Source organism: Williamsia sp. DF01-3 (assembly GCF_023051145.1).
Classification (GTDB): Bacteria; Actinomycetota; Actinomycetes; order Mycobacteriales; family Mycobacteriaceae; genus Williamsia.
Genome location: NZ_JALKFS010000005.1, coordinates 3,311,179 through 3,331,365 on the forward strand (window position 1 = coordinate 3,311,179; position 20,187 = coordinate 3,331,365).

The 20,187-nt window shown below is 65.8% G+C and carries 17 protein-coding genes and 1 pseudogene; 8 read left to right on the top strand and 10 right to left on the bottom strand.

Annotation, left to right across the window (positions count from 1 at the left end; all coding sequences use genetic code 11):
• Position 1 precedes the first annotated feature (1 nt).
• Both recC and MVA47_RS17710 read right to left on the bottom strand, forming a co-directional pair.
• Positions 2-3,337: an exodeoxyribonuclease V subunit gamma gene (gene recC / locus MVA47_RS17705; RefSeq protein WP_247208988.1), complete on the bottom strand. Its 3,336-nt coding sequence runs from the start codon at positions 3,335-3,337 to the stop codon at positions 2-4.
• A 71-nt stretch (positions 3,338-3,408) separates the two neighbouring features.
• The gene (locus MVA47_RS17710; RefSeq protein ID WP_247208990.1) at positions 3,409-3,954 is read right to left on the bottom strand and encodes a thioesterase family protein; all 546 of its coding nucleotides are present in this window, start codon (positions 3,952-3,954) and stop codon (positions 3,409-3,411) included.
• A 267-nt stretch (positions 3,955-4,221) separates the two neighbouring features.
• Between MVA47_RS17710 and MVA47_RS17715 the strand changes: the two genes are divergently transcribed.
• Entirely contained in the window at positions 4,222-4,875 is a 654-nt protein-coding gene (locus MVA47_RS17715; protein WP_374474245.1) for a GNAT family N-acetyltransferase, read from the top strand.
• A gap of 133 nt (positions 4,876-5,008) precedes the next feature.
• Positions 5,009-6,511 carry an NAD(P)/FAD-dependent oxidoreductase gene (locus MVA47_RS17720; RefSeq protein ID WP_247208991.1) on the top strand — a complete coding sequence of 501 codons (1,503 nt, stop codon included), beginning with the start codon at positions 5,009-5,011 and terminating at the stop codon, positions 6,509-6,511.
• Positions 6,512-6,580: 69 nt separating this feature from the next.
• On the opposite strand, the gene MVA47_RS17725 is transcribed toward MVA47_RS17720, so the two are convergent.
• The 8 genes from MVA47_RS17725 to MVA47_RS17760 form a co-directional block, all read right to left on the bottom strand.
• A complete protein-coding gene (locus tag MVA47_RS17725) occupies positions 6,581-7,195 on the bottom strand; it encodes an urease accessory protein UreD (RefSeq protein WP_247208993.1) in 615 nt (204 codons plus the stop codon).
• Positions 7,196-7,211: 16 nt separating this feature from the next.
• Positions 7,212-7,910: an urease accessory protein UreG gene (ureG, locus tag MVA47_RS17730; protein ID WP_247208995.1), complete on the bottom strand. Its 699-nt coding sequence runs from the start codon at positions 7,908-7,910 to the stop codon at positions 7,212-7,214.
• Positions 7,911-7,976: 66 nt separating this feature from the next.
• A complete protein-coding gene (locus MVA47_RS17735) occupies positions 7,977-8,663 on the bottom strand; it encodes an urease accessory protein UreF (protein ID WP_247208997.1) in 687 nt (228 codons plus the stop codon).
• Positions 8,663-10,384, bottom strand: a complete 1,722-nt coding sequence (locus MVA47_RS17740) for an urease subunit alpha (RefSeq protein WP_247208999.1) — start codon at positions 10,382-10,384, stop codon at positions 8,663-8,665. Before MVA47_RS17740 ends, MVA47_RS17735 begins: the two co-directional genes overlap by 1 nt.
• A complete protein-coding gene (locus MVA47_RS17745; RefSeq protein WP_247209000.1) occupies positions 10,385-10,711 on the bottom strand; it encodes an urease subunit beta in 327 nt (108 codons plus the stop codon).
• Between the two features lie 10 nt (positions 10,712-10,721).
• Positions 10,722-11,024 (bottom strand): urease subunit gamma, encoded by a 303-nt coding sequence (locus MVA47_RS17750; protein WP_030162630.1) that lies wholly within the window; start codon positions 11,022-11,024, stop codon positions 10,722-10,724.
• Positions 11,025-11,128: 104 nt separating this feature from the next.
• A complete protein-coding gene (locus tag MVA47_RS17755; RefSeq protein WP_247209001.1) occupies positions 11,129-12,385 on the bottom strand; it encodes an aldolase/citrate lyase family protein in 1,257 nt (418 codons plus the stop codon).
• An 11-nt stretch (positions 12,386-12,396) separates the two neighbouring features.
• Positions 12,397-12,795, bottom strand: coding sequence for a PaaI family thioesterase (locus tag MVA47_RS17760; protein ID WP_281505425.1), 399 nt, complete (start codon positions 12,793-12,795; stop codon positions 12,397-12,399).
• A 338-nt stretch (positions 12,796-13,133) separates the two neighbouring features.
• Between MVA47_RS17760 and MVA47_RS17765 the strand changes: the two genes are divergently transcribed.
• The 6 genes and pseudogenes from MVA47_RS17765 to MVA47_RS17790 all read left to right on the top strand — a co-directional run bounded on the left by MVA47_RS17765 (position 13,134) and on the right by MVA47_RS17790 (position 20,182).
• A complete protein-coding gene (locus tag MVA47_RS17765; protein WP_247209003.1) occupies positions 13,134-13,550 on the top strand; it encodes a BlaI/MecI/CopY family transcriptional regulator in 417 nt (138 codons plus the stop codon).
• Between the two features lie 9 nt (positions 13,551-13,559).
• Positions 13,560-14,507, top strand: a complete 948-nt coding sequence (locus MVA47_RS17770) for a M56 family metallopeptidase (RefSeq protein ID WP_030162622.1) — start codon at positions 13,560-13,562, stop codon at positions 14,505-14,507.
• Between the two features lie 42 nt (positions 14,508-14,549).
• Positions 14,550-15,992 carry an NADP-dependent phosphogluconate dehydrogenase gene (gndA, locus tag MVA47_RS17775; protein WP_116915230.1) on the top strand — a complete coding sequence of 481 codons (1,443 nt, stop codon included), beginning with the start codon at positions 14,550-14,552 and terminating at the stop codon, positions 15,990-15,992.
• Positions 15,993-16,112: 120 nt separating this feature from the next.
• Positions 16,113-17,555, top strand: coding sequence for a GuaB1 family IMP dehydrogenase-related protein (locus MVA47_RS17780; RefSeq protein ID WP_247209004.1), 1,443 nt, complete (start codon positions 16,113-16,115; stop codon positions 17,553-17,555).
• 170 nt (positions 17,556-17,725) lie between these two features.
• Positions 17,726-19,114 (top strand): hemolysin family protein, encoded by a 1,389-nt coding sequence (locus MVA47_RS17785; protein ID WP_247209006.1) that lies wholly within the window; start codon positions 17,726-17,728, stop codon positions 19,112-19,114.
• Positions 19,107-20,182: pseudogene (locus MVA47_RS17790) on the top strand (hemolysin family protein). The gene MVA47_RS17785 and the pseudogene MVA47_RS17790 overlap by 8 nt, the downstream one beginning before the upstream one ends.
• Positions 20,183-20,187 lie beyond the last annotated feature (5 nt).

The window sequence follows — 20,187 nt, forward strand, 5'->3', positions numbered from 1 at the left end:
CTCAGCGCACCGTCTCGGCATCGAGCAGCGGAGCCCACAGGCCGGTCGCCAAGGCACCAAACCTCGAAGGTTCGGTGAGAACAGCCGCATCCGGTGCCGGCGACTCGGACAGAATCGCACCGAACTCGGTGCCGTACAGGTACTTCACGTACAGGTCTTGGCCCTCTCCCCCGAAGTCGCTTTTGAAGCTCACCTCGGCAGCCTCGATGGCGAGTTCGACACCGTCGCCCCGGTTGCGACGGGTGGCATATTCACAGGCCGCAGTGGTGGGAAGCGGCAGCGGCGCACGCAGGCCGGCATCGCGCATCGCGACCAGGTCACGGAGCGTCGCCGCGGGATCGGGAGGACTCTTGATGTCTGATCGCGCAAGGCGGCCCCCGTACTTTCCCCGACCCAGCACCACAGCCGACCGATCACCCGACTCACTCGCCGACAGCGCCAGCAACGCCACCCAGGCCGCCACCCGGTGTTTCGGAGCCACTCGCGAGAAGATCGTGCGCACGACAACACCTTCGTGCACGCCGGGCACCGTACCGGACAGTCGTCGTCCACCGCCGAGCTCCACCGTGACATCCCTTGATTCCGAAGGCTTTTCGTGCAGCGGGGCGGCGGCGGTCACCAGGGACTCGACGTCGCCGGCGATACGTTGGAACACCTGACCACCGAGCCGGAACGGTGGAAGCGAACCCCGCCGCAGTTCGGCGGCGCGTAGAGCGGCCCCCTCGACACCTGCCAGTCGGGACTGCAGCATTCGGTCGCCGATGGCCCACCGGTCGAGACCGTCGAGGTCCGCGCTGAACACATCGCTCAGTTCTTCGTCGTCGCCGGGCAGATACATACCCAGCCGCTGGCGGCAGAACGCCCGCATCGGATGTTCCACGAACGCGATGAGGTCGGCCAACTCGACGTCGCCGAGCTTCTCCGGCAATGGTTCCGGAAGGAACTCAGGCTCGCTGATCTGGATCGATTGTGCAGAGCGCGCACCGGCCAACGCAGAATCATCGAAGCTGAACGGGGCACCGGCATCGAAGTTGACGGGGTCGAACGCGTGCAGCGGGTGCGCACGCACCACCGTCGACCCCTCGGCCAGCATTGCGTTGGCCGAGTCGATCAACTCACCCACCGGAACGGCGGGCGGGCGACGAAGCCCGGTGACCGGATCGTTCCCCGTGAACAGTATGACCAGGCGGTCGATGGCCGACATGGTGGCGTCGAGGAGCAGCTGACGGTCCTCACTACGGATGTCCCGTTCTCCCACACAGGGATTGCGGCCCATGATGTCGTCACCGTTGACACTTCCGACCCGCGGGAAGCTCTCGTCGTCGAGCCCGAGCAGGATCACCACTCGGTGTGGCACGGCCCGCATGGGCACCATGGTGCACACGGTCAGCTCGCCGGTACGAAAGTTCGCCCTGGTCGGTCGGCCGGCCAGACGGTGCGCGAGCATCGCGCGGACGTCGGCCAACCGGACGATGGCCTGGCCACCGTGTTCGGTCGCGGCAGCCAACTCGCGGTGCGCCTGACTGCGCTGCCAGCTATCTGCCGACTTCACCGCCGTGAGCAGATCCATTGCCCTCGAAAGATTTTGGGACCACTCGACTGCTGGTCGCGGACCTCGGAGGGTGGCGAGTGAGTCGTCGAGTCGGCTGATGAACTCCGCAAAGCGGCCGGCTAGGTCGACGTCTGCGCTGTCGACGTCGTCGAGCGGCAGCGCGGTGTCGAGCCAGCCGAGTTCACTTTCGTCGGCCGCCACCCCGAGCAGGATCCGGTCCAACCCTGCGCCGAAGGTGTTCTGCCCGAATCCGCCGAGCCCGAACGGCTTGCGTTGGTTGTCGTTGATACCCCAGCGCGCACCTGATTCGGCGGTCCACTGCCGCAGTCGTTCCAGGTCGTCGTCGCTGAAATCGAACCTCGTTCGCACCGGTTCGCTCTCCGCCAGCCCCAGCACCTCGCTGGCCTTGACGCGCCCCCCGGCGAGCTCGAGCAGATCCGACATGACCTCGAGCAGTGGATTGGTCTGGCGCAGAGCCCGATCCGCGAGTCGCACACGCAATTGATGGCCAGGGTGCACGTTGATCGATTGCCCGAATGACGCACGGATCAACGGAGCGTAGGTCTCCACGTCGGGGCACATGACGATGACGTCACGCGGGTCCAGGTCCGGAGCTTCCTGGAACATGTGCAAGACCAGTTCGCGGAGCACCTCCACCTGCCGGGCCGGCCCGTGACACGTATGGACCTCGACGCTGCCATCGGCCACCCCGACAGCGGGCAGGACCGCATCGGTGCGGATCGCGTGCTGCAGTCGCCGCAGGTGCGTGTCGACTGGCTCGTCAGCGCGGTGGTGGACATCTTCGTCCGCGATGTCGCTCAGCCGGACCTGGAGTTCACGCACTTCTCGCGAGAGCGACGCCACCAGGGGGTGCTCGATGAACCTGGCGTCGATATCGCTGCGGCGCACCTGCCCGTCGAATCGTGGCATCTTCTCCCACAGAGCCGGACTCGCGTGCGGCAGAAAGAGGTTGACGTCGCGGTGGGCGCCGAGTGCTGACAGGATCGCCAGCTGCTGGGTGGTGAGGCGGGTGGCCCCGAAGAGGGCGATACGCTCAGGCAGGTCGACCGCCGAGGCCTGTCGCCGCAGTGCCGTGCAGACGTCGTCGAGACGTTCCGGCGGGCTGGGTGCGTCGATGCGCTCACGCAACATCCGCCAGAGATGCGGCTGCCACCGCACGTCTTCGTCGAGCTGGTCACCCACTCCATCGGTGTCCGAACCGGCAACCCAGTCGAGGATCATCTGGGGCCGGTGGGTGGCGTAGCTGCGGAACAGTTGCGTCAGGTGCTCCGCTGTCCCGAACCGGCGTCCGACACGGAAACCGGGAGCTGGTGACGTGGTCCCCGCACCCGAGGTTGCGTCCCGGCCGGTCCCGGCGGCGCTTCGGTGCCCGAGATGCCGGGCGAGGATTGCGCACGCGGGGTCGTCGACTGCGTCGTCGATCACCCCGAGCAGCGTCCACTGCATGCGCGCGGGCGCCCAAGGATCGTCGTCGGGTCTGCCTGCAGCGGCGGTACCACTGACCTGGGCGACAACATCGTCGACCAGCGCCGACGGCGAGGGGAACGCGATGTTCGCCGCAATTCCGTCGCCATGGTCGTCGCCACCCGGCGCCCGGCTCGTTCCGAGGGTCAACGACAACTGCTGGGTCAGCCAGCGCTCGACACCCTGCGCAGGCACCGCGACCACCTCACCGGCGAAAGGGTCGCCGGGCGGCTCCGAGAGGATGCCGGCCAAAGCCGCGACCAGCGTGCTGGTGCGTTCGGCACGATGAAGTCTCAGCACTGCACGCCCCCTCGTCCGCGGTTGTCAGGCCGGTATATCACCGCTGCCCGACATCGATCGTCACAGTGCGGTCAAGCGCGGCGCCGGAAAGGAACCGGATCTGCCATCTTTGCCTCGAGGAGGTCGCGTACGGCGTCGGGCACAGGTCTGGTGCCGCCGGTCTCGGGGTCGATCATCACCCCGGTCGTCTCGCACAGTCCCACCAGGTTGCCTTTCCCATCACGCAATTCGCTGGCGAAGTCGAAGGACGATGTGCCGAGACGACTGATCCAGACCTTGGCCGTCACGGGCTCGGGGCCGTAGTACAGCGGCGCCACGAACTCGATCTCCTGCCGGGCGAGATGGAAGGCGCCGGTACTGCGGCCCTGAGTGGCGAACCAGCGGGTGACGGTGCGGACCCGGGCTTCTTCGAACAATCGCGCGAACTGCACGTTGTTCACGTGATGGTTGGTGTCCAAGTCGCCCCAACGCAACTGCAGCTCGACCGTGTCCAGGTCGGTGGGGATTGAACCAGAAGAGGTGTCTTTCACCGGTGCCAGCGTAATGGCAGGGCCGAAGAGATCCGGGGACGGGTCCATCGCCGCGTTGGCGACAACGGCGAATCGTGTGTTGCGCACTCGCCGAACGGGTTTCGGCGCAAATCCGCTCACCAGCATGTCTTGGCCACCCGGGCGCCGGGCGGGTCGACCGACCGCAACCAGCAGCGGCGATCCTCGCCGACTCGCGATTTGACGATCGCCACCCACCCGCAAGCTGTCGCAAGCCCGAATCTCACCTCTCACCAGCACCGATGCCCTGGTTGAATGGTCTGCTCCGACACTCTCCGGCGAGGTCTACCACTTGCGTCGCACGAGACCGTAGGATGCCGACATCACGTCAGTGGAATGGGGAATGAAGAGTTGATCATCGAGACCGATCGCCTGGTTTTGCGGCCGGTGTCGATTGCCGATACCGACCACCTCGTCGAACTCGACAGCGACCCGGCCGTGATGCGTTATGTCACCGGTGGGACCGCCACCCCTCGAGAGGTCATCGAGGACTGGGTGATCCCGCGAGCGCTGGCCGAGGCGGGCCACCGCGGCGGTGCCGGCGTCTGGGTTGCACTCGATCGGCTCGACGTCGTCGCAGCGCGTTCCGTCGGCGACCCCCACGCAGAAACAAGCGGGTTCGTCGGCTGGTTCGGTTTGCGGGCGCCTCGCCATTCGTCGGAATCGGAGTTCGAACTGAGCTACCGGCTGCGCCGCCGCGCTTGGGGGCGAGGATTGGCCACCGAGGGAGCTCGGGCATTGGTGCAGCTGTCTTTCACCGAGCTGAACATCAGCCGCATCTTCGCGGGCACCATGGCAGTCAACGCTGCCTCGCGCCGCGTGATGGAGAAGTCGGGTCTGCGGCTGGCCCGGTTACACGACTGCGCCGACACCTCGATCGCAGGTTCCGAACGCGGCGAAGTCGAGTACGAGATCCTCAAAACACATTGGGAATCAAGCAGTTTCCCGTGGGCACAATCCGCCCGAATCGCATCGAGCATGATCGCCTGAACCGCTCACCTGCACACCTTCGGGCGAATCCGGCCCTTGCCGCGACCAACGCGAGCTCATTGACTACCGTTAGCCAATGAGCGGGTTTTGACCAGCCCTGAGATCCCCGCCGCACACCGCCAACCGACAGGAGATGGTCATGAGCGACGAGACTGCAGGTTCGACCCGGCATCGGGTAGTGGTCATCGGTTCCGGCTTCGGGGGGCTGTTCGCTACTCAGCGCCTGCGCAAAGCCGACGTCGAGGTCACCTTGATCGCACGGACCACACATCACCTCTTCCAGCCGATGCTCTACCAGGTGGCCACCGGCATCATCTCCGAAGGTGAGATCGCGCCCGCTACCCGCGTGATCCTGCGCAAGCAGGCCAACGCTCAGGTCCTGATGGGCAATGTGGAGGGCATCGACCTCGAGAAGAAAGTTGTGACGTCCCGACTGCTGGAGCGGATCACCGAGACGCCCTACGACAGCCTGATCATCGCAGCGGGTGCCGATCAGTCCTACTTCGGCAACGACCACTTCGCTCAGTTCGCGCCCGGCATGAAGACCATCGACGACGCGCTGGAGCTGCGTGGTCGCATCCTGGGAGCGTTCGAGCAGGCCGAGCTGTCCGAGGATCACGAGGAACGGGCTCGACTGCTCACCTTCGTGGTGGTCGGTGCCGGTCCCACCGGCGTCGAACTGGCCGGTCAGATCGCGGAGATGAGTGCAAAGACCCTCAAGGGCACATTCCGCAACATCGACCCCACAGAGTCGCGCGTCATCCTCCTCGATGCGGCGCCCGCAGTCCTTCCTCCCATGGGCAAGAAGCTCGGAACCAAAGCTGCCGAACGGCTCGAGGGCATGGGCGTCGAGATCCAGCTGAATGCAATGGTCGTCGACCTGGATTACGACGGCCTCGTGGTGAAAGACAAAGACGGCAGCACCAGGCGCATCGAGTCGCAGTGCAAGGTGTGGTCGGCCGGTGTGGCCGCCAGCCCGCTGGGCAAACAACTCGCCGAGCAGAGCGCAGTGGAACTCGACCGCGCCGGACGCGTCAAGGTGGAGCCCGATCTGTCCATCCCCGGGCACCCCAATGTGTTCGTCGTAGGCGACATGATGTCGGTCGAGAACGTGCCGGGCCAGGCCCAAGGGGCGATCCAGGGTGGGCGCTACGCGGCCGACGCGATCAAGGCCGAGCTCAAGGGTGGCAAACCCGAAGATCGTGAGCCGTTCAAGTACTGGGACAAGGGCTCGATGGCGACCATCTCCAAGTTCAGTGCCGTGATGTCGGTGCCGGTGCCAGGCCTGAAGAAGAACTTCGAGACCGAGGGCTTCTTCGCGTGGCTCGGATGGTTGCTGCTGCACCTGGTGTACATCGTGGGGTTCAGGAACCGTCTCACGACAATTGTCGACTGGTCGTTCGCATTCCTCACCCGAGGTCGCTCGCAGCTCACCATCACCGAGCAGCAGGTGCTGGCGCGCAACGCCATGGACCAGTTGGCTCAGATCGAGCTCGACAGAATCAAGGACGGTGGCGGCGACGCCGTGCCTGTGGACCGCGACCAGACCCCCGGCGACAAGCCGGTTCTCTCCGACCCCACCAAGTCGTTCACATCCGAACGAAACTCGGATCAGTCCAAGCCGGCCGCCAGCTGATCTGACCTCAGCCGACCAGTTCGGCTGCCGTCCGGTCCGCCGCGGTCAGCGTATTCGCCAGAACGGTTGTCATGCTGCCGCCGCTACCAGCCCCAGGCGTGCCGCTGTCGCGGTCGGGTGCACGGTGTCGGGCCGACTGTCGGGGTAGCGGTACTCACTCAGGAGTACCGAAGGTGAGCTGAGGCTGTCGGTGTCCGGCCGGCCGAGGCGCAGTTGATGCCGCAACGCAGCCGTGCCCGCGATGTCCACGCTCATACGACCCGACCACCGTCCGGCATCCTCGCCGCGACGGCCCACCTGCACCCGTTCACAGAACCGGAACTCCCCCGACCCGGCGATCTCCACCGTGCACCGCGTGTGATGCACCGCGTCACCCGCGACGATCGTTGGCTGTGGATCGACGATCAACGTGGCCCCGTCGGCAACGGTGATGTGCCACGACATGTCCGAGACGGTGTCGCAGCGGCCCGGCAGCGCGATGGCGGCAGCGACACTGCGCAGCGTCAGTACAGCACCGGATCTCACATCGACGTGGATGTCGATCCGGTCTCCACCGAGGGGGGTCGCTGCGCTGGAGATCAGATGCAGGACGTCGCGCCCGGTCTGACGAACCGTAAGGCCGCCGCTTGCCCGGACCCGGGGTGATCGCCCCTTGTGCGCCTCGAGATACAGCTCGGTGTGCATGTGATGTGCCGGCTCGTCACACCGTGTTCAAGGGCTGAGTCCGCGCTGCCGCGAGTTGGTCACGCACCCAGCTCAGCACGTCGGTCGCCGCGGGGTCGTCGGTCAGAGAGATGAGCACCGTCGGACGTCCTTCACGCACCTTCTCCGCATCGCTTCGCATGACGTGGAGGTCGGCGCCCACCATCGGTGCCAGGTCCGTCTTGTTCACCACGAGCAGGTCGGAAAAGGTCACTCCGGGACCTCCCTTGCGCGGCACCTTGTCGCCGCCGGCCACATCGACCACAAAGATCTGTGCATCGATCAACCCCGTCGAAAACGTTGCCGTGAGGTTGTCTCCGCCCGACTCCACCAGGATCAGGTCAAGGGGCGGATTGGCCTCTAAGAGGTCGTCGATGGCATCGAGGTTCGCGGTGATGTCGTCGCGGATCGCGGTGTGGGGGCACCCACCTGTCTGGACGGCGGTGATGCGCTCATCCGGCAAGACGGCATTGCGGCGCAGGAAATCGGCATCCTCGGTGGTGTAGATGTCGTTCGTCAGCACAGCGACCGACAGTTCATCACGGAGCTGGCGGCACAGTGCGGCCACCAACGCGGTCTTACCAGAACCGACGGGACCACCGATTCCGATGCGGAGTGCTTCACCGGCGACTCGTTCGCGCTTGGGTCGCGAGTGATCATGCGTGTGCGGTTGTCCGTCGATGAGGTGCGGGGGCATGTTGTTCTCCTTCGGTTGTGCAGGACGTGTTGTGGCAACGCCCGGGTCGACGTCGTCTTTGGGTTGTCAGGACGCGAACAGTGGCATGGCGCGCAGCTCGTGCCGCTGCGCGAACACATCGAGCAGCGGATCGGAATAGTCGGCGAGTTCGGTACAGGCGATCGCCGCGGTCTCTTCGCAGAGCTCGGTCATCTGGACGCCGAGCAGAGCGACGTCGCCAGGGTCCAACGCCAACAGCCGCTGGCCGGCGGTGGCTGATCCGGTCATGGTCGTGTAGATGAGCACAAGAGCGCTCTGGTACCCGTCGAGGCCGGCGGCACGTGCCACCGAACCCGTCACGACGGGTAGGTGCGGCCTGGCGGAGTGCTCCGTCCAATCATGGTGCGGCCAGACCTTTTTCCCCAGGCGCAGCATGCCTCGGCCTTGCGACCGGGACGCCGACCGAGCCGCGGCCGACGGTGTTCGCGCGTCGGCCTGGACGTCGGCAGCCGACACCTCGAGTCGGCGGTCGACCACTGCGGCCGTGATCGACGCGGCGACCAGACCCGTCGTGCGTACCCGCCTGATGAGAAACGCCCGGAGTGACGGGACGTCTCGGACCACGCCGGACGTGATCGCCTCCTCCAGTCCCCCAGAGTGGACATGAGCGCCCACCGGAAGCCGAGAGTCCGCCAGAGTCAGCAACATTGCGAGGTTCTTGGCGGCTGACCCACCCAAAGGTGGCGCTGCCTCCCCTGTCGAGATCGCGGTCATCAGAACAGGAAGTACCGCTGGGCCATGGGCAGCGATGCGGCCGGCTGCTGGTCCCACACCTGGCCGTCGATGGTGACCGTAAAAGTGTCGGGGTCCACCCGGATCTCCGGCTGTGCGTCATTGTTCGTCATGTCCGCCTTGCCGACCCGACGCACGTCCTTCACCACCGCCAGGCGCCGATCGAGTCCCAATCGGTCGGGAAGTCCGTCCTCGATGGCCTGCGGCGCAACAAAACTCAGCGATGTCGCCGCGGCGAGCTTGGGCGCCGCGCCGAACATCGGTCGGGGCAGCACCGGCTGCGGAGTCGGGATGGACGCGTTGGCGTCGCCCATGGCCGCCCACGCGATCGCCCCACCCTTGATGACGGCATGCGCGCGGACGCCGAAGAACGCGGGATCCCACAGCACGAGGTCGGCGAGCTTGCCCACCTCGACCGAACCGATCTCGTCGTCCAGACCGTGAGCGATCGCAGGACAGATGGTGTACTTCGCCACATACCTCTGCGCGCGGGTGTTGTCGGCGGCCCCGTCGCCGGCAAGGGCACCTCGACGTTCCTTCATCACATGCGCGGTCTGCCACGTTCGCAGTACCACTTCGCCGATGCGACCCATCGCCTGCGAGTCCGAGCCGATCATCGAGATCGCGCCCATGTCGTGCAGCAGGTCTTCGGCGGCGATGGTCGACGGCCGGATGCGGCTCTCGGCGAACGCAAGATCTTCGGGCACACTGGGATTGAGGTGATGACAGACCATCAGCATGTCGAGGTGTTCGTCCAGCGTGTTCACCGTGTGCGGCCGAGTCGGGTTCGTGGAGCTCGGCAGCACGTTCGGGTACGCCGCGACCGTGATGATGTCGGGTGCGTGCCCGCCGCCCGCGCCTTCGGTGTGGTACGCGTGGATGCCACGCCCGGCGATGGCTCCGAGTGTCTGTTCGACGAACCCGGCCTCGTTCAGGGTGTCCGAGTGCAACGCCACCTGCACCCCAGACTCATCAGCGATCCGCAGACACGCGTCGATAGCTGCCGGTGTACTGCCCCAGTCCTCGTGGAGTTTGAATCCCGAAGCGCCGGCGCGTAATTGCTCGCGCATCGAGTCGGCGCTGACCGTGTTGCCCTTACCCAGCAGGGCAATGTTCATCGGCCAGTGGTCGGTGGCCTGCAGCATCGAGGCGAGGTGCCAGGCACCGGGCGTGACCGTGGTCGCCTTGCTGCCCTCCGCCGGACCCGTCCCCCCGCCGATGAGCGTGGTGATCCCGTTTCCCAGTGCCTCGTCCATGATCTGCGGGCAGATGAAATGCACATGGCAATCGATGCCGCCCGCCGTGACGATCTTGCCGTTGCCCGCGATGATCTCGGTGGACGGGCCGATCACGAGATCCGGATGTACCCCGTCCATGGTGTCCGGGTTGCCTGCCTTCCCGAGGGCCACGATCCGGCCGTCACGAATACCCAGGTCCGCCTTGATGATCCCCCAGTGATCGAGCACCACGACACCGGTGATGATGGTGTCGGGAGAACCATCGGCCCGGGTTGCGCGGCCTTGGCCCATCGATTCGCGGATGACCTTGCCACCGCCGAAGACAGCCTCCTCACCCGCGAGACCCGGTCCGCCCGACCTGTCCTCGGTGACCTCGATCAGCAGGTTGGTGTCTGCCAGACGGATCCGGTCCCCCACGGTGGGACCGAACAGATCGGCGTAACGCGCACGGCTCAGCGATGCCATCTACGAATCCAACTTTCCGGGTGGGTTCAGCGAAATACCGTGCACCTCACGGGTACCGGCGATCGGGACCAGCTCCACGGTGGTCTCGATGCCTGGTTCGAACCGAACGGCGGTGCCCGCCGGAATGTTCAAGCGCTTCCCGTGTGCGGCCTGACGGTCGAAGTCGAGGGCAGCATTCGATTGGGGAAAATGCACGTGGCTGCCCACCTGAACGGGGCGGTCGCCGGCATTGGTGACCACGACCTCGGTGATCTCGGCACCCTCGTTGATGACGATTTCTCCTGGGGCACAGAGTACCTCGCCAGGGATGGGAGCAAGCTCTGCCATCGTGACTCCTCTAGGAAATCGGGTTGTGCACGGTCACGAGCTTGGTGCCGTCCGGAAAGGTTGCCTCCACCTGCACGTCGTGCAACATCTCGGGGACCCCGTCCATGACCTGTTCGCGACTGAGAACTTCGCGTCCCGTGGACATCAGTTCGGCCACGTTCCGTCCGTCGCGTGCCCCCTCGAGGATGTGGTCGGTGATGACCGCAACGGCCTCGGGGTGATTGAGCAGCAACCCGCGCGCCTGCCGACGACGTGCCAATTCCGCAGCGTACGAGATCATCAGTCGCTCTTGCTCATGCGGCGACAGATGCACGATGTCCTCCTCGGTGTGAACAGCCGATGAACACGCATCGACCGACTCATACTGCCACGCAGAGCCCGCGTCGGCGCGGTGGAAGACGCCAGAGAACCGCAGGGTCAGCCGAGCACGCCCCCACTGGCGCGCAGTTCACCCAGGGCCGCTGCCGAACACCGGGGTCCGACGGCCAGCACATCCGCCTCGGTGAACGCACCCACCGACAGTCCACGCAGCACCACGAGTGCCAGCGATTGTGCAGTCGCGGGCTCGTCCACAAACTCCGAACTCTGGCGGTCGAAGTACGACTGCAACCGCGTCACGGCCGGTGACATCGCCGACCGGAAGAAGCCGTACACCGCCAGCCATCGAGTGACGAGATGGCCCGGGTGCATGTCCCACCCCTGATAGAAGCCACGCTCCAGGCTGCGGGTGACGAGTCGGTGATGACGGCGTAGAGCCGCTTCGACGACCTTGGCGGAACCGACCGGGGACACCTGGGTGGACCCGTCCGACACCCAGACCCCGGTCTGTGCTGCCGCGACGAGCATCACCGACTTGGCATGGTCGGCGACCGGATGTTCCAGCGACTGCTGGGACGACACGATGCCGCAGGCGGCGCTGTAATCGTATGTCCCATAGTGCAATCCGGTCAGCCGCGGCACGCCACGATGGATCGCTTCGGCCACCGTGGCCCGTCCGTCGGCACCGAGCACCGCCTGAGGGCTCTCGATCTGCAGTTCGAAACGCAATGCGCCTTCGGGCAGTCCGTGCGCGCGTTCGAGCTCCTCACAGATCATCACCACCGCATCCACCTGGACTGCCGCGCGCAGTTTGGGGACGGTGAACACAAACCCGTCCGGCACCCCGCCGGCAGCATCGAGCACAAGCTCCAGTGACCGCAAGCCACGCGCCCGCTCAGTGGCGCCCAGCCCCTTGCAGCGAACACCGTAGGCGCTGGGCGCCTGCTCAGGTCGGGCAGACCATGTGGCGATCGTGCGACCGGCCGCTCGAGCGTCGCGGTCCTCGACCGCATCCGGTCGCCAGCCGTAACCGTCTTCAAGGTCTATTCGGAGGTCTTCGATCGGCTGCCCCCGCAATCGGGCCTGGACCAGCGAGGCGATGCCGGTGCGATCGAGGTCCGCAACCACGGCGGCGGCGTCATCGGCGATCGCCGACGCCCGGTCCCCCCAGGTGCCGGGGGTGTCCGCGTCCACGTCGGCGGCACTCACATAGACGGTGTGGGCAGGCTGCTTCTCGGCGCGATCGCCGGGATAAGCCCGGTCGAGTTCGACATCGACGGCAGAGAGGACCGCATCGATGCGGGCTCGCGCCGGGTCGGACAATCGTGTCGCGGCCGGTGCCGCATCGTGTCCCATACCGACGCAGATCAGTTCTCGGCGGCGATGTTCTGCAGCCGTACCCGGCCCTGTGCGATCAACTTGCCCGACTGGTCGGTGATGTCGACCTCCCACAGCTGCTGACGACGGCCCCGGTGGATCGGCTTCGAACGTGCAGTCATGGTGCCCGTGCTCACCGCGCGCAGGAAGTCGGTGCTGTTGTTCACCCCGACGACATGGGAATCGGTGATCCCCTTGCTGTGCAGCCATATCTGACCCGACGTACTCGCGACCGATTCGACCACCGAGCAGTACACGCCCCCGTGAACGATGCCCCAGGGCTGCAGGAGCTTGGGGGCGATCTCGAACGTCGCGGTGACCTCGTCAGCTGTTGCCGTTTGCATCTGCAACCCGAGCTCGTTGTCGAAGCCCTTGGGCAGCGTGCCCATCGTCTCGGTCAGATCGATGTTGTCTGTCACCGTGGTTCTCCCTTGCCTGAGGCCGCGCTCTCGGACTACGCGTCGCGTGATCGACAGTCTGTCAAAACCCGGATGACGAGTCCGCCCGCGGTGACCCTCCCGATCGGATGGGCACGACAAAAGAATCAGCAGGCCCCACCTCTCGGTGGGGCCTGCTGTGGCGCGGACCGGGGGTCTCTGCAGCCCTCAGGACACTCGCTCGGTCCCACGTGAGAATGAATGTAGGCTAGCCTTACCAACCTGTCAACTGCGACGGAAGAAAATTGATGGCACCACGCGTTGAGCTGTTTGATGAGAAGAAACGTAAAGTGAGAAGAATGAACGGGTTGGGTGAGCTCGAGCGGGCAGTCATGGACAATTTGTGGTCGTCCGCCGAACCGCAAACGGTGCGGCAGGTGCACGCGGCTCTGTCGGCGGATCGCGAACTCGCGTACACGACCGTGATGACCGTGCTCCAGCGACTGGCGAAGAAGAATCTCGTCACGCAGCTGCGCGATGACCGTGCCCACCGCTACTCGGCCACCCATCCGCGTGAGCACCTCGTGGCGAGCTTGATGGTTGACGCGCTGAGCGAAGCGGACGAGGCTGGATCACGGCAGGCCGCCCTGGTTTCCTTTGTGGGCCGGGTCGGCGCCGACGAGGCGGAAGCGCTTCGACGTGCACTGGATGAACTGGAATCGGCCCGCGGAGCCCACAGCGAGTCATATCGATCTTCTGAGCCCTAGGAACCTATTTTGACCGCGTTGGTGTTCGGGATCGTGGCTCTCGTGCTCGTGGGCCCGGCTCCGTCGTGGCTCGCGCGCGCGCAGTGGCCGCTCCGCGCCCCGCGTGCGGCCATGGCTCTGTGGCAGTCGATCGCCATCGCGGCAGTGCTCTCCGCGTTCAGCTGCGGCCTCGCCATCGCCGCAAATCTTCTCGTCCCCGACGCGCAGGGACGACCCACGACGAACCCGTTCGACGAGATCGAAAGCCTCGGCGTGGTGCTCTGGACGGTCTACGTCAGCGTGTTCTTGATCACACTCCTCATCGGAGCGCGGCTGTTCTACACCGTGATCCGGGTCGCCATGCGTACCAGGGCGCGCCGGTCGGCCCACCGCGAACTCATCGACCTGCTCGACCGGATGGATCGCACCGTCCCCGGCGATCCGCTCAGTGCGCGCGACGTGCGCATGCTCGAGGTCGATCAGCCCATGGCGTATTGCCTGCCCGGCCTGCGACAGCGTGTCGTGATCAGCGAGGGCACCGTGGCCCGATTGCGCCGGGATGAACTCGACGCCGTGATCAGTCACGAGCGCGCACATCTACGCGCCCGACACGACCTGATACTCGAAGCCTTCATCGCCGTTCATGAAGCCTTTCCCCGGTTCGTCCGTAGCCGTTCAGCGCTGGGTGCCGTGCAGTTGCTCGTCGAGCTGCTCGCCGACGACACCGCCATCCGCTGTGCCGGGCGCAAGCAGCTCGGCCGTGCCCTGGTCGCGTGCGCAGATTCGGTGGCGCCTCGCGGCGCGATGGCCATCGGCGGACCCAGCACCCTCACCCGAGTGCAGCGGCTCGTCGACACCCGTCCGGCCACGGCCATCTCTGCGTTCGCCTACGTCGCCGCCGCCGCGATCCTGGTGATCCCGACGGTCGCCGTGGCCGTTCCCTGGCTCACCGAGCTGCATCGCCTGATCGACAACTGATCTCGCCGCGAGGTCCGGTGAGCTTAGTCATAGGGTGTACGCATGACTGAAACAGCTGCCCGCGCCCAGATCGGTGTCACCGGTTTGGCGGTGATGGGCTCCAACATCGCCCGAAACTTCGCCCGTCACGGCCACACCGTCGCACTGCACAACCGCAGTATCGCGAAGACCGACGCACTGATCGAAAAGCACGGCCACGAGGGAGACTTCGTGCGGACCGAGACAGTCGCCGAATTCGTCGCGGCGCTCGAGAAGCCCCGTCGTGTCCTGATCATGGTGAAAGCCGGCGCCCCGACCGACGCGGTGATCGAGGAGCTCGCCGCCGAGATGGAGGAAGGCGACATCATCATCGACGGCGGCAATTCGCTCTACACGGACACCATCCGGCGCGAAGCCGCGATGTCCGAGCGCGGCCTGAACTTCGTCGGTGCGGGTATCTCCGGCGGCGAAGAAGGTGCGCTCAACGGACCGTCGATCATGCCGGGCGGACCGGCCAAGTCCTACGAGTCCCTCGGCCCGTTGCTCGAGTCGATCTCGGCCCACGTCGACGGGGAGCCCTGCTGCACCCACATCGGCCCCAACGGTGCCGGGCACTTCGTCAAGATGGTCCACAACGGCATCGAGTACGCCGACATGCAGCTCATCGGCGAGGCGTACGACCTCATGCGCAAGGCCCTGGATCTCCCCGTCGCCGAGATCGCCGACGTCTTCCGCGAATGGAACTCGGGAGACCTCGACAGCTACCTCGTCGAGATCACCGCCGAGGTCCTGAGCCAGGTGGATGCCGAGACAGGCAAGCCACTCGTCGACGTCATCGTCGATGCTGCGGGTCAGAAGGGCACCGGCCGCTGGACCGTGAAGTCCGCTCTCGATCTGGGCATCCCCACCACCGGCATCGCCGAGGCGGTCTTCGCGCGAGCGCTGTCGAGCGCAACCGATCAGCGAAAGCAGGCACAAGGCCTGGCGTCGGGCACTCTGGCGGCGGCACCTTCGGACAAGGCGACCTTCATCGACGACATCAACAAGGCGCTCTATGCGTCCAAGGTGGTCGCGTACGCACAGGGATTCGACCAGATCGCGGCAGGCAGCAAGGAATACGACTGGAACCTGCATCCCGGCGACCTCGCCACCATCTGGCGGGGCGGTTGCATCATCCGGGCCAAGTTCCTCAACCGCATCCGGGACGCCTACTCGGAGAACCCGGAGCTGCCCAGCCTGCTCCTCGCTCCGTACTTCCGCGATGCGGTCGAGAACGCTGTGGACAGCTGGCGCCGCGTCGTCGCCACCGCGACCACGATGGGTATCCCCGTTCCGGCGTTCGCGTCGTCGCTCTCCTACTACGACGCCCTGCGCGCCGAGCGACTGCCGGCTGCTCTGACCCAGGGGTTGCGTGACTTCTTCGGCGCGCACACCTACCAGCGCGTCGACAAAGAAGGCACGTTCCACACGCTGTGGAGTGAAGACCGCACGGAGATCGAGGCCTGATCCCCGATTGGACGACCGGCCCCCGGTCTTGTGTTGCTGTGACACCTCCCACCTGCAGGTTGGTCTGTCACAACGGCACAAGGTCGGGGCTTTCGGGCTTCGCGGGTAGAATTGCCTCACGTGCGCTTCCTTGACGAGCATTTCCCGAGCCATGACCTGACCTACGACGACGTCTTCCTCGTCCCCGGTCGAACCGACGTCACCTCTCGATTCGATGTCGATCTGTCCACCTCGGACGGCTCGGGAACCACCATTCCCCTGGTCGTCGCCAACATGACCGCTGTCGCAGGACGGCGGATGGCCGAGACCGTGGCGCGGCGTGGTGGACTCGTGGTGCTACCGCAGGACCTTCCCATCAGCGCGGCCGCCGACATGATCTCGTTCGTCAAGGGACGGCGCCTGGTCGCCGACACCCCTGTGGTCCTCGATGGCGACGCAGCTGTTTCAGATGCCCTGGCGCTTCTGCCCAAGCGTGCCCACGGCGCGGTGGTCGTCCTCGACACCGATGCGGCGACGCCCATCGGAGTGGTGACCGAGCGGGCCTGCGTCGACGTGGACCGGTTCGCGCGGCTCACCGAAGTGCTCGATCCCGACTTCGTCACCGCCCCCGCGGGAACCCCGCCGCGAGAGATCTTCGAGCTGCTCGAGGGAGCCCACACCGACCTGGCCGTACTCACCGAGCCGGACGGAAGCCTCGCGGGAGTGTTGACCCGCGTGGGTGCTCTGCGCGCGGGCATCTACCAACCCAATGTCGATGGCGCGGGGCGACTACGCGTCGCCGCTGCGGTGGGCATCAACGGCGACGTGACGGCCAGGGCGACTGCGCTGGTCGAGGCCGGTGCCGATCTGCTCGTCGTCGACACCGCGCACGGTCACCAAGAACGCATGCTGGCGGTGCTGGGGCAGATCGCCGACGCCGATCTCGGCGTGCCCCTGTGCGCCGGCAACGTGGTCTCGGCGCAGGGCACCAAGGACCTGATCTCCGCGGGTGCGTCGATCGTCAAGGTCGGGGTGGGGCCGGGCGCCATGTGCACCACTCGGATGATGACCGGCGTGGGTCGGCCTCAGTTCTCTGCTGTCGCCGAATGCGCCTCGGCGGCAAGAGGTTCGGGCGCCCACGTCTGGGCAGACGGTGGAGTGAGGCATCCCCGTGACGTGGCTCTGGCCGTTGCCGCGGGCGCGTCGAACGTGATGATCGGTTCCTGGTTCGCCGGAACGTACGAGAGTCCGGGTGACCTGAAGTGGGACCGCGACGGCAGACCGTACAAGGAGAGCTTCGGCATGGCCTCCAAACGAGCGGTCGCGGCACGGACAGCCACCGACAGCGCGTTCGACCGCGCACGCAAGGCGCTGTTCGAGGAAGGGATCTCGAGCTCGCGGATCGCCCTGGACCCCGAGCGGCCCGGCGTCGAAGACCTCATCGACCACATCTGCGCGGGAGTTCGCTCGACGGCGACGTACGCGGGCGCGCGTTCGCTCGACGAATTGCACGACAAAGCTGTCCTGGGGGTGCAGTCGGCAGCGGGCTTCGCGGAGGGACGGCCATTACCGACGGGTTGGTGACCCGTTAAGATCGTTGATATTCCGGCATCACCTTTCACTGCCCTACATCTGGAGGCTGGATTGTTGCGCCTCCACCAGGAGCGGAGCGAAGTTCTCGTGTCACGAACGTCACCGCGCGAATTCCGCCTCGCTGTGTCATCGGAACCCGTAGACGGCCGTGGTGATCGTTGATGCAAGCGCTCATCCTGGCCGGCAGCCTTCTCGGCTTCGTCGCACTGACCTTGGGAACGGCTCTGTTCGTCGCGGCCGAGTTCTCGCTGACCGCTCTTGAACGGTCCACGGTCGAGAACGACGTACGGACTCGGGGTGACCTTCGGTCGAGGCAGGTCAGCAAGGCCCACCGGTCGCTCTCGTTCCAGCTGTCCGGTGCCCAACTCGGCATCACGATCACCACGCTTGTCACCGGTTACATCGCCGAGCCGGTCTTGGCCCAGCTCTTCGAGCCGGCCTTCGAAGCGGTAGGGCTCCCGGACGGCGCGACAACGGCTGTCTCGCTCATCCTCGCCCTTGTCATCGCCACGTCGTTGTCGATGGTTCTGGGTGAGTTGATCCCGAAGAACCTGGCGATCTCCAAGCCACTGCCCACAGCCCGGGCCACCGCCGGCCCGATGAGTTTGTTCTCGGCAACCTTCCGGTGGCTGATCAACGCTCTCAACGGCACCGCGAACTGGGTGGTCAGGCGCCTCGGCGTCGAGCCCGCCGAGGAACTACGGTCGGCGCGTTCCCCCCAGGAACTCGGCAGCCTGGTTCGCAATTCGGCCCGGCAAGGCGCCCTGGACCCCGGCACCGCTGCTCTCGTCGACCGCTCCCTGCAGTTCGGCGAACGTACGGCCGAGGAACTGATGACCCCGCGGGTGACCGTGGAGTCCCTCGACATTCACGACACCGTTCGTGATCTGATCCTCGCCTCATCCCGGACGGGCTACTCCCGATTCCCGATCCTCGATGGCGGCGACCTCGACAACATCATCGGCATCGTCCACATCAAGCAGGCGTTCACCGTCCCTCTGACCGCGCGCGCCACCACGCAACTGGGCACCCTCGCGCGGGACGTCCCCGTGGTTCCGGCAAGTCTCGACGGTGACGCATTGATGCAGCAGATCCGGGCAGACGGATTCCAGGTGGCCGTGGTCGTCGATGAATACGGCGGCACAGCCGGCATCGTCACCACCGAAGACCTGATCGAAGAGATCGTCGGCGACGTCACCGACGAACACGACGACGAGCAAGCCGACGTCCAGCGGGATGGGGACGGATACATCTGCAACGGCCTGCTGCGAATCGACGAGTTGCTGGATGCGATCGGATACCGGGCACCGGACGGCCAATACGACACCCTGGGCGGGCTGTTGATGTTCCAGCTCGGCCGTATCGCCAGAGAAGGTGACGTGATCGATCTCCCCGTCCATACAACCGCTTCCGAGGACGACGAGGATTCGTCGCTGACGCAGTCTGATCAACGGTGGCAGGCGCGCGTGGTCCGGATGGAAGGTCGCCGGATCGACGTCGTCGCGTTGACGCCGTTGTCCGGGTCAGATGTGGAGCATTCCGATGGGTGATCTCTTCGGTGTTGTCCTGACGGTGTTCCTCCTGGGCGGCAACGCCTTTTTCGTCGCCGCCGAGTTCTCACTGATCTCGGCTCGTCGTGACCGCCTCGAGGCACTCGAGGAGCAAGGCAAGCGCCGGGCGCGCACGGTCATCGAGGCAGGCGAACATCTGTCGCTGATGTTGGCCGCAGCCCAGCTGGGCATCACGATCTGTTCGATCCTGCTCGGACGGGTCGGTGAACCGGCGATCGCCCACCTCATCGAGAAGCCATTGGAACTCGTCCACGTACCGCACGGCCTTCTGCACCCGATCGCCTTCGCGCTCGCGTTGTCGCTGGTGGTCGTCCTGCACATCCTCCTCGGCGAGATGGTCCCGAAGAACATCGCGCTTGCCGCCCCGAACGTTCGGCGATGCTCCTGGTGCCGGTGCACCTGCTGTTCATCAAGATCGCCAGGCCGCTGATCGCGTTCTACAACTGGTCGGCGAATGTTTCCCTACGCATCATGCGGGTGGAGCCGAAGGACGAACTCGACGCGACCGTCTCGGCCAACGAGCTGTCGCAGATGTTGGGCGAGTCGAGGCAAGAGGGCCTCATCGACGAGGAAGAGCACGACCGGCTCACGCGCGCACTCCAGACCTCTGGCCGCACGGTGCTCGAAGTGGCGATCCCGCTCAGCGAACTGCGCAGTGTGCAGGTGACCAAGGACGCCGAGACCGGCCGTGTCGGGCCAACTCTCGGCTCGATCGAGCAAGCAGTCACCGACACCGGATTCTCGCGCTACCCGGTGCGCGGCACCGACGGCACCTACACCGGTTACCTGCACCTCAAGGATGTCCTCGACGAGATCCTCGACGAATCGGTGGGTCCCGACAGCATCATCGGTGTCGACAAGATCCATCCCCTCCCGGTCCTGGCGGACCGCACAGCGCTCGACGAGGCCACCTCGGCCATGCGGCGCACCAGTTCACATCTCGCCGCCGTGGTCGACGACAACGGTCGCACGGTTGCGGTGGTTGCCCTGGAGGATCTCGTCGAGGAGTTCGTGGGAACGGTGCGCGACGAAACGCACCGCGTGTGAATGGG